The sequence below is a fragment of the Cyanobium sp. Aljojuca 7A6 genome (assembly GCF_024346455.1).
Lineage (GTDB): Bacteria > Cyanobacteriota > Cyanobacteriia > PCC-6307 > Cyanobiaceae > Cyanobium.
Window position 1 is genome coordinate 56,546 of sequence record NZ_JAGQCY010000016.1, and the last position, 7,337, is coordinate 63,882.

Sequence of the window (7,337 nt, forward strand, 5' to 3'; positions counted from 1 at the left end):
CTGTTGCGGCTTTTTTGTGGCCATGCGCCCTTCGCTCCACGCCCGGATCCATGGAGCCGGCCCCACCGGCGCCCTGACGGCCCTGGCCCTGGCGCAGGCCGGCTGGCGCGTGAGCCTGCACGATCCCCTCTCCCCCGAGGCGCTGCAGGGCCGTGAGCGGGCCTACGCCTTCACCCATTCCAGCCGCGCCCTGCTGGAGCGCCTGGGCCTCTGGGGCGACCTGCGGCCGCAGCTGGTGCCCTTCCGGCGCCTGCGGCTGCAGGACATGGCAACGTCACGCCGGGTGAGCTTCGATCCAGCCGACCTCAACAACGCCAGCGCGGTGGGCTGGATCGGCTCGCACCGGCCCCTGATGGCGCTGCTGCTGCGGCGCCTGGGCCAGCACCCCGCCATTGACCTGGCACTGGGGGTGGATGCGCCGCCGATCCCCGGCACCGAACCCGATCTGCTGGTGGCCGCCGACGGACCCGACTCCCCCACCCGGCGGGCGCTGAGAATCGGCCAATGGAGCCACCGCTACGCCCAGGCCTGCCTCACCGTGCAGGTGGAGATGGGCGGCGGCGCCGACGACGAGGCCTGGGAGCTGCTGCGTCCGGAAGGCCCGTTCGCGGTGCTTCCCCTCGGCGAGCGTCGCTTCCAGCTGGTCTGGAGTGCGCCCACGGCCCGTTGCCGGCAGCTCGAAGCCCTGAGCGGTCCTGCTTTCCTCGACCGGCTGGCGGGGGCCCTGCCGGATGCGCTCCAGCCCGAGGCCCTGCTGGCGCAGCCACGCAGCTTTCCTGTGGCCCTGCAGCTGGCCCGCCGCCTGCACCGCGGCCGCGCGGTGCTGGTGGGGGAAAGCGCCCACCGCTGCCATCCGGTGGGCGGCCAGGGGTTGAATCTCTGCTGGCGGGACGTGGCGATGCTGCATCAGCTCGCCGAACGGGCCGCCCAGGGACGGCTGCATCCGCGCCGTCTCGCTGCGGCCTACGCACGGCGCCGTTGGCCCGACCTGCTGCTCACCTTGCTGGCCACCGACCTGCTGGTGCGGCTCTTCTCCAACCGCCAGCCCCTGTTGCTGCCCCTGCGGAGCCTGGCCTTCGGGGTCCTGTCGCGGTTCGGCTGGAGCCGGGCGCTGGCCCTCCAGGTCATGACCCAGGGGCCTTGCCGCCTGGGCCGGACGCTTCCACCATGGCGGGATGGTGATCAGCAGTTCTCCCCAGCCCCTGCCCTCTCCGGCCATGATGCGCTTCCTGCGCCATCAGCTCGGCCTGAGTGAGAACGCCCTGCAACTGGGCATCAAGCAGTCCCAGCTCGAGCAGGCCCCGCTTCCTGCCGTGCTCTGGCGTTTCGGCCTGATCAGCCTCGAGCAGTTCGACACCGTCCTCACCTGGCAGGACCAGCAGGGCTGAAGCTCAGCTGTAGATGATCAGCGACTCGATCGGCTGCTCCTGGGGCAGCCGGCTGCGGCCCTCCAGGGCGGCCAGTTCGGCCAGAAAGCCGAAGCCGCACAGCTCCCCGCCCGCCTTCAGCACCAGTTCGGTGCAGGCCGCCGCGGTGCCGCCGGTGGCCAGCAGGTCATCCACGATCAGCACCCGCGAGCCCTCGCCGAGGGCATCGCTGTGGATCTCCAGCCGGTCGGTGCCGTACTCGAGGCTGTAGTCCACCCCGATCACCGCGCCGGGAAGCTTGCCGGGCTTGCGCACCGGCACGAAGCCGACGCCGGTGACGGTGGCCAGGGCCGTGCCGACGATGAAGCCGCGGGATTCGATGCCCACGATCAGGTCGGGCTGCACCCGCTCGCAAAGCAGGCCCAGCAGGCGGATGGCCTCGCCCCAGCCCTCGGGATCCCGCATCAGGGGGGTGAGGTCACGGAAGAGAATGCCCGGCTGCGGAAAGTCGGGAATGTCCCGGACCCAGGCGCGCAGATCGATCGATGAAGGGCTGCTGGGCATCGTGCTGCTGGGTCGTGCTGGTGAAGGGACCGGTACCGGCGACGTGACGGATGGACGGCGCCGCTGGCATCATCGCAGTCATGGCCAACGACATCTCGGAAGCGGCTAACCCTGATCGCGTCTCCCGCCCCCTGCCCCGCAGGGGACTGGAGCGGCTCGATCTGATGCTGCTCTGCATGGAGGCGCTCGACCTCAACGGCGGCGAGGCGATGGTCTGGATGAGCGAACAGCTGGGCTACGGCGGGCTCTTCCCCAACCGGGTGGAGCTGTGGAAGCGGCGCTGCCACAACCCCCTGCGGCGCACCTGCCGGCGCGGCGAGGTTCCCGTCGACGAAACCGATGCCCTGATCCGCATCCTTTGCGTCATGGCCGATCGCCTCTACCCGATGCTGCGCTCCCTGCTCTCCAGCAGCGAGCCGGAGGAGGTGGCGAGCGAACGCTGGGCCCTGTTCCAGGGGCGACTGGGAGAACTGGTGCAGGAACGCATGAATCCCCGCCGCAGCGGCGTGCAGAAACTGCTCGATCCCAAGGACGGGGCCGCCCAGCGCCTGCAGCTGGTCCAGGGCCTCAGCCTCTGTGCCGGCCACGGGGGCTTTGAGCGCATCAAGGCCAGCCTGATGGACGCGGTCGCGTGAGCCCATCCCCCTGAGACCCCCATGGTTCAGAGTTCCGTGATGAAGCAGAGCCTCGTCTTCGATCAGCTCAGCTGCCGCCTGCAGGTGGAGGGGCTCCCGGACGTCTCCATCGGCCAGAGCGGTGCGGCCCTTGGCATCATCACGGGCTGGAACCTGCAATGGCTGGGCCGGCCCCTGCTGGAGGGTCGGCGTGAGCACCTGCAGGCGCTGATGCAGGTGGTGCTCCCCTATGCCCGTCATCTGATCAGCGGCATACGCCGCGAGTTCAGCGTCGCCGGCGAGCCCGTCGACATCGGCCCCCACCCCGAGGGCGGCCACCGGCTGCTGCTGCGCAGCAGCCAACCCGATACCCCCCCGCTGGAGATGCATCTCGATGATGCGGAACTGGCGGATCTGGTCCGGGTCCTGGATCTGCTGCGCCTCGATCCCCGCGTGCAGTTGCCCCTGGAGATTCCCGAACCCGAACCGCTGGGCCCCAGGGAGCTGCTGGAGCGAATTCCCCTGCATCGCCGGCTGACGGCCCCCCTGGGGGGGGCGGCGGCCCTGGCGATCTCAGCGGCCCTGGTCTTGCTGTTGCCCCCGCCTGCCGTACCGCCCGCCCCAACGCCGCCGGCCCCTGCCCCCCTGGCCAAGCCCGGTTGACTTCGGCCCCGCTCTGGTCACACTGGGGGCAACACTTTTTCTTTTCCACTGCCGTGCCATGGGCATGACCTGGTCGGAACTACGCCGCCGGGTTGCACGGCTGGGAGCGGCCCTGGATGTGGTGGTGCGCAGCGATCCGGAGGTCTGCGGCTTGAGCGGTACCCGGTTCCACCTCACGCTCCACCACGGCGGGCAGGGCGACTGCACGGTCAACGACCTGTCCCTGATCGATTGCCCCAACGAGCTGGTGCTGATGGAATTCGAGCGGTGGATGCGAGGCGCCGGCTATCCGCTGGAGCCCTGACCCCCCAGCCATGCCCCACACCCCCTACCCGCTGCATCTGCCGACACCGAGGGGACCGACGCCGGGAAAGGGCCTGCAGCTGCGCAGTCGCCGCCGCCGTCCATCCTCCCGATGGCGGCAGGTGGTGGCGGGCCTGATGCTGATCGTGGCGGGAGCCCTGATCCTCGTCGGGCTGATGCAGTTGCCGGAACGGCTCGATGCCCTGCTCCTGGTCAGCAATGCCATCGCCAACCTGATCGGCGGCCTGAGCCGGCTCAGCATGGGGATCCTGCAGCTGGGCAGCGTGATCGTGGTGGCCCTGCTCGCCCTGATGGCCCTGCTGCTTCTGGTGGGTGGCGGTGTCCGGCTGGTGCGGGGACTCACCGCCCGCCCCCGTCGCCCCTCCTGAAGCCGCCGCAGTCTCAGTGGTGAAGCTGCTGAAACCAGAACCCGGCCAGCTGCCACGACGACAACAGGAAGATCGCCAGGATCAACCAGTTGACCCAGGCGGGCCGTTCGCGGTTCTCGAACATGGCGGCAGGGGAGTGAGATCCTTTCAGCCGATCCTGCCAGTGCGGCCCCCCCGGCGGCCGCTTCGTGACGGGCGGTGGCACCGAAGGGATGTCACGTCCCCGTCCTCGCATGGCTCCCGGCATCGCTTCCGGACAAGCTTCCGGCGCCCTTCTCTCCTGCCTGGGCTTTCCCGGCTGGGGGGGACTGCATCTGATCCTCCCCAGCCGGGGCGATCCACCGGCCCTGGCCAGGCGCCTGCACGGCTACGGCCAGGCGATGCCTGCCGGGCACCTGTTGCCGGCCCTGCTGCGCCGCCATCGCGATCTCGAGCCGTTGGATCCTCGCCACTGGCCCTGGGCCCGGGAGGCCCCCATGGCCTGGCCTCAGGCCTGGGGGCATCGCTACCTGCTGGTCTGCCGCTGGGGAGCCGCCAACCCATTGCGGATCTCCGCCTGGGGGCGGCGAAGGGGAACCGGGGACTGGCGGCGACTTTGTGAACCCATCCCCCTCGCCTGCTTCCGGGAGCGCTTCCTGAGCGATCAGGAGACGACCAGGGCCACGCCCAGTCCCACCACCATCAAGGCGATGGCCCCAACGGCCCAGTAAGCATGGATCTGGGCGTCAGCCCTGGTCTCACCGATCACCATCGTGCCTTCGTCGGCGTAGAGGTTGTCGTGGTTCTCGAGGTCGTGGGTATGCATGGGGCCTCCATCAAGCTCGTGGGACCCTTCAAACGTAGGGGCGGACGGCGGCCTGGTCTGCCGGCGCGACGAACCGACATCCCCCCTCCATGGACGGGGACCCGGCAGCGGCCAATAATGCCTGTGTCTGCAGATGCCCGTGCCACCCTGGCTCCTGATCCTGATCACCATTCTGGTGGTGACGCTGGTCATCAATCCTTCGGAGCGGGATTTCTCCTGGTATCGGACCCTCAAGCGGCCCGGCTGGATCAGCATGCAGCCCTGGATCCCGGCTGCCTGGTTCCTGATCAGCGTCAGCTTTTACTTCTCGGCGCTCTCCTTCTGGCTCAAAAGCGGCGATTGGTTCTGGATGGGCGCCTATGCGGTTCTGCTGGTGTTGCTCCGCATCGATCACCTGGTGATCTGCCGACTGCGGAACCTGGTCGCCGGTCTTCCCTTCTGGCTGCTGAGTTGGTTGGTCGCCTTGATCCTGGCCCTGATCGTGCGGCCCACTTCGCCCCTGGCGGCGTGGTTGCTTGTTCCTGTGCTGGTGTGGACCCCTGTGGAAGCCCTCGTCACCCTGCAGATGATTGGATTGAACCGCAAGCAGAACCGGAGCGACCGTGGACCCCATGATCGCCGCGCTGCTCGATCCCGGCGCCTATGACCATCCGGTCGAACGGGTCGACTGCCTGGAAACCCACATTTCCTGGATCCTGCTCACCGGCACCGTCGCCTACAAGATCAAGAAGCCGGTGAATCTGGGCTTCGTCGATTTCTCGACGCCGGAGCGGCGCCACTGGTTCTGCCAGGAAGAGCTCAGGCTCAACCGGCGCCTGGCTCCAGACCTTTACCTGGGGCTCAGTCCCATCCATGGCCCGCCCGAGCGGGCGACTTTCCGTGGCTCCGGTCCAAGCCTCGAGTGGGCGGTGCGCATGCGCCAGTTTCCCCAGAGCGCCTTACTTGTCGCCGTGCTCGAACGTCACGGCCTCAGCGACGCCCAGCTTGAGGGGCTGGCGGACGACCTGGCGGCGTTCCATGCCGCGGCCGCGGTGGCCGGCCCCGACGATCCCTATGGCGCACCGGAGCTGGTGAAGGCACCGGCCGTGGCCAATCTGGAGGTGCTGCAGGCCTGCGGCCTGGTCCCCGAACCGGACGTCACCCCCCTGCGGCAATGGACCGACGGCCAGTTCGAGCAGCTGCGGCCCTGCTTCGCCGGGCGCCGAAGCCAGGGCCGCATCCGCGAGTGCCACGGGGATCTGCACCTGGGCAACATGCTGCTGGAAGGGGAGCGCCTCAGGGTCTTCGACTGCCTGGAATTCAGTCCGGAGTTGCGCTGGATCGACGTGATCAGCGACCTGGCCTTCCTGGTGATGGATCTGGAACACCGCAACCGAGCCGATCTCGGAGCGGTGCTGCTCAACCGCTGGCTGGGTCACTGCGGCGACTACGCGGGCCTGCTCACCTGGAACTGGTACCGGGTGTACCGATCGCTGGTGCGGGCCAAGGTCTGCGCCCTGCGCCTGGGCCAGCGGACCCTCAGCGCCGAGGCCTCGCTTCTGCTGCAACAGGACCTGGAGCGCTATCTCCTTGGCGCCAGCCGTGCCACCGCCACCCCTGCCCCCGCCCTGGTGATCACCCATGGGGTATCAGGCAGCGGCAAAAGCCACCGGGCTCGCCAGCTCTGCCAGCGGCAGGGTTGGATCCAGCTGCGTTCCGACGTGGAGCGCAAGCGCCTCTTCGGCCTCTGGGGGCAGGGCCCAGACCCACCGCTCCAGGGGGACCCCTATCGACCGGAGGTGAGCGCCATGCTCTACGACCAGCATCTGCCTGAGCAGGCGGACCGGATCCTCGCCGCGGGGCTGTCGGTGGTGGTGGATGCCACCTTCCTGCGTCGCGATCAGCGGCAGCGGATGGAAGCACTGGCCCGTGAGCGCGGCGTCCCGTTCCTGATCCTGGCCTGCGTCAGTTCCCAGGAGCAGGCCCAGCGGCGTCTCGTGGAACGACAGGCCCGTGGTGGCGACCCCTCCGATGCGGATGGGGCCGTTCTGGCGTCTCAGTTCAGAGCCATGGAGCCGCTTGAAGGGCGCGAATGGGCCCATGGCCTGGAGGTGGCGGCGCTAACGACGCCCCTGAACCTCATCGCCTCCGTGGCGGAACGGTTGGCAGGGCCGGGTCAGGCCCCGCCCTGAGGCCTAGAACCACTCGGCGATGGAGGCTTCGCGGCTGTTGACGTTGGCTTCCGGCGTCGAGCGGCGGAACTCCATGGTGATGCTGCGCTTCTGCTCCCCATCGGCGGCCACGGCCTCGATCGGATAGAGCTGCTGGCCGTCGCGGAAGGGCACCTGCACCCGGAAGGTGCCATCGGCCGAGAGGGGCACCTCCTCACCGCCGATGCTGAGCCGGGCCGCCGGATCGGTGGCGCCATACACAATCAGCTCGGCATCGGCCACCAGCCAGAAGGAGCGCTGCCGGGAGCCCACCCCACCCATGCCGGAGGCGCTGCGGCCCGAGGCCCAGGGGCCCACGCCGGAGGCGGAGAACACGCCACCGCTCTCCAGACCAGCCGCAGCGTCGAGCTCGTGGAAGGCCTCGGAGCCACGCCCCAGTCGGCGCCATTGGCTGGTGGCGCTTTGGTACAGCCGCTCATGCA

The 7,337-nt window shown here is 69.2% G+C and carries 11 protein-coding genes and 1 pseudogene; 9 read left to right on the top strand and 3 right to left on the bottom strand.

The genetic code is table 11. The features are described from left to right. The first annotated feature begins 22 nt into the window (after positions 1-22). A complete protein-coding gene (locus KBY95_RS13455) occupies positions 23-1,255 on the top strand; it encodes an FAD-dependent monooxygenase (protein WP_254965645.1) in 1,233 nt (410 codons plus the stop codon). Continuing rightward, the gene (locus KBY95_RS13460) at positions 1,218-1,388 is read left to right on the top strand and encodes a DUF2949 domain-containing protein (RefSeq protein WP_396095025.1); all 171 of its coding nucleotides are present in this window, start codon (positions 1,218-1,220) and stop codon (positions 1,386-1,388) included. The genes KBY95_RS13455 and KBY95_RS13460 overlap by 38 nt, the downstream gene beginning before the upstream one ends. 3 nt (positions 1,389-1,391) lie before the next feature. Here the strand turns inward: KBY95_RS13460 and KBY95_RS13465 are convergent, their stop codons facing one another. Then, positions 1,392-1,931 (bottom strand): adenine phosphoribosyltransferase, encoded by a 540-nt coding sequence (locus KBY95_RS13465; protein WP_254965647.1) that lies wholly within the window; start codon positions 1,929-1,931, stop codon positions 1,392-1,394. 80 nt (positions 1,932-2,011) lie between these two features. On the opposite strand from KBY95_RS13465, the gene KBY95_RS13470 reads away from it, so the two are divergent. From KBY95_RS13470 to KBY95_RS13490, 5 genes are all read left to right on the top strand, one after another. Continuing rightward, positions 2,012-2,566 carry a DUF3038 domain-containing protein gene (locus tag KBY95_RS13470; RefSeq protein WP_254965648.1) on the top strand — a complete coding sequence of 185 codons (555 nt, stop codon included), beginning with the start codon at positions 2,012-2,014 and terminating at the stop codon, positions 2,564-2,566. 21 nt (positions 2,567-2,587) lie between these two features. Continuing rightward, positions 2,588-3,208 carry a DUF4335 domain-containing protein gene (locus tag KBY95_RS13475; RefSeq protein ID WP_254965649.1) on the top strand — a complete coding sequence of 207 codons (621 nt, stop codon included), beginning with the start codon at positions 2,588-2,590 and terminating at the stop codon, positions 3,206-3,208. A gap of 58 nt (positions 3,209-3,266) precedes the next feature. Continuing rightward, positions 3,267-3,512 (top strand): hypothetical protein, encoded by a 246-nt coding sequence (locus KBY95_RS13480; protein WP_254965650.1) that lies wholly within the window; start codon positions 3,267-3,269, stop codon positions 3,510-3,512. Positions 3,513-3,522: 10 nt separating this feature from the next. Then, the gene (locus KBY95_RS13485) at positions 3,523-3,900 is read left to right on the top strand and encodes a hypothetical protein (RefSeq protein ID WP_254965651.1); all 378 of its coding nucleotides are present in this window, start codon (positions 3,523-3,525) and stop codon (positions 3,898-3,900) included. A gap of 233 nt (positions 3,901-4,133) precedes the next feature. Continuing rightward, positions 4,134-4,610, top strand: a complete 477-nt coding sequence (locus KBY95_RS13490) for a hypothetical protein (protein ID WP_254965652.1) — start codon at positions 4,134-4,136, stop codon at positions 4,608-4,610. Here KBY95_RS13490 and KBY95_RS13495 read toward each other — a convergent pair. Next, positions 4,544-4,705, bottom strand: coding sequence for a hypothetical protein (locus KBY95_RS13495; RefSeq protein WP_254965653.1), 162 nt, complete (start codon positions 4,703-4,705; stop codon positions 4,544-4,546). The two genes, KBY95_RS13490 and KBY95_RS13495, sit on opposite strands and share 67 nt — an antisense overlap. A 139-nt stretch (positions 4,706-4,844) precedes the next feature. Between KBY95_RS13495 and KBY95_RS13500 the strand changes: the two genes are divergently transcribed. Then, positions 4,845-5,351, top strand: a complete 507-nt coding sequence (locus tag KBY95_RS13500) for a tryptophan-rich sensory protein (protein WP_254965654.1) — start codon at positions 4,845-4,847, stop codon at positions 5,349-5,351. Continuing rightward, positions 5,317-6,876 (top strand): bifunctional aminoglycoside phosphotransferase/ATP-binding protein, encoded by a 1,560-nt coding sequence (locus tag KBY95_RS13505; protein WP_254965655.1) that lies wholly within the window; start codon positions 5,317-5,319, stop codon positions 6,874-6,876. Before KBY95_RS13500 ends, KBY95_RS13505 begins: the two co-directional genes overlap by 35 nt. 3 nt (positions 6,877-6,879) lie before the next feature. On the opposite strand, the pseudogene KBY95_RS13510 reads toward KBY95_RS13505, so the two are convergent. After that, positions 6,880-7,337, bottom strand: a pseudogene (locus KBY95_RS13510) (DUF4912 domain-containing protein); the annotation flags it as partial.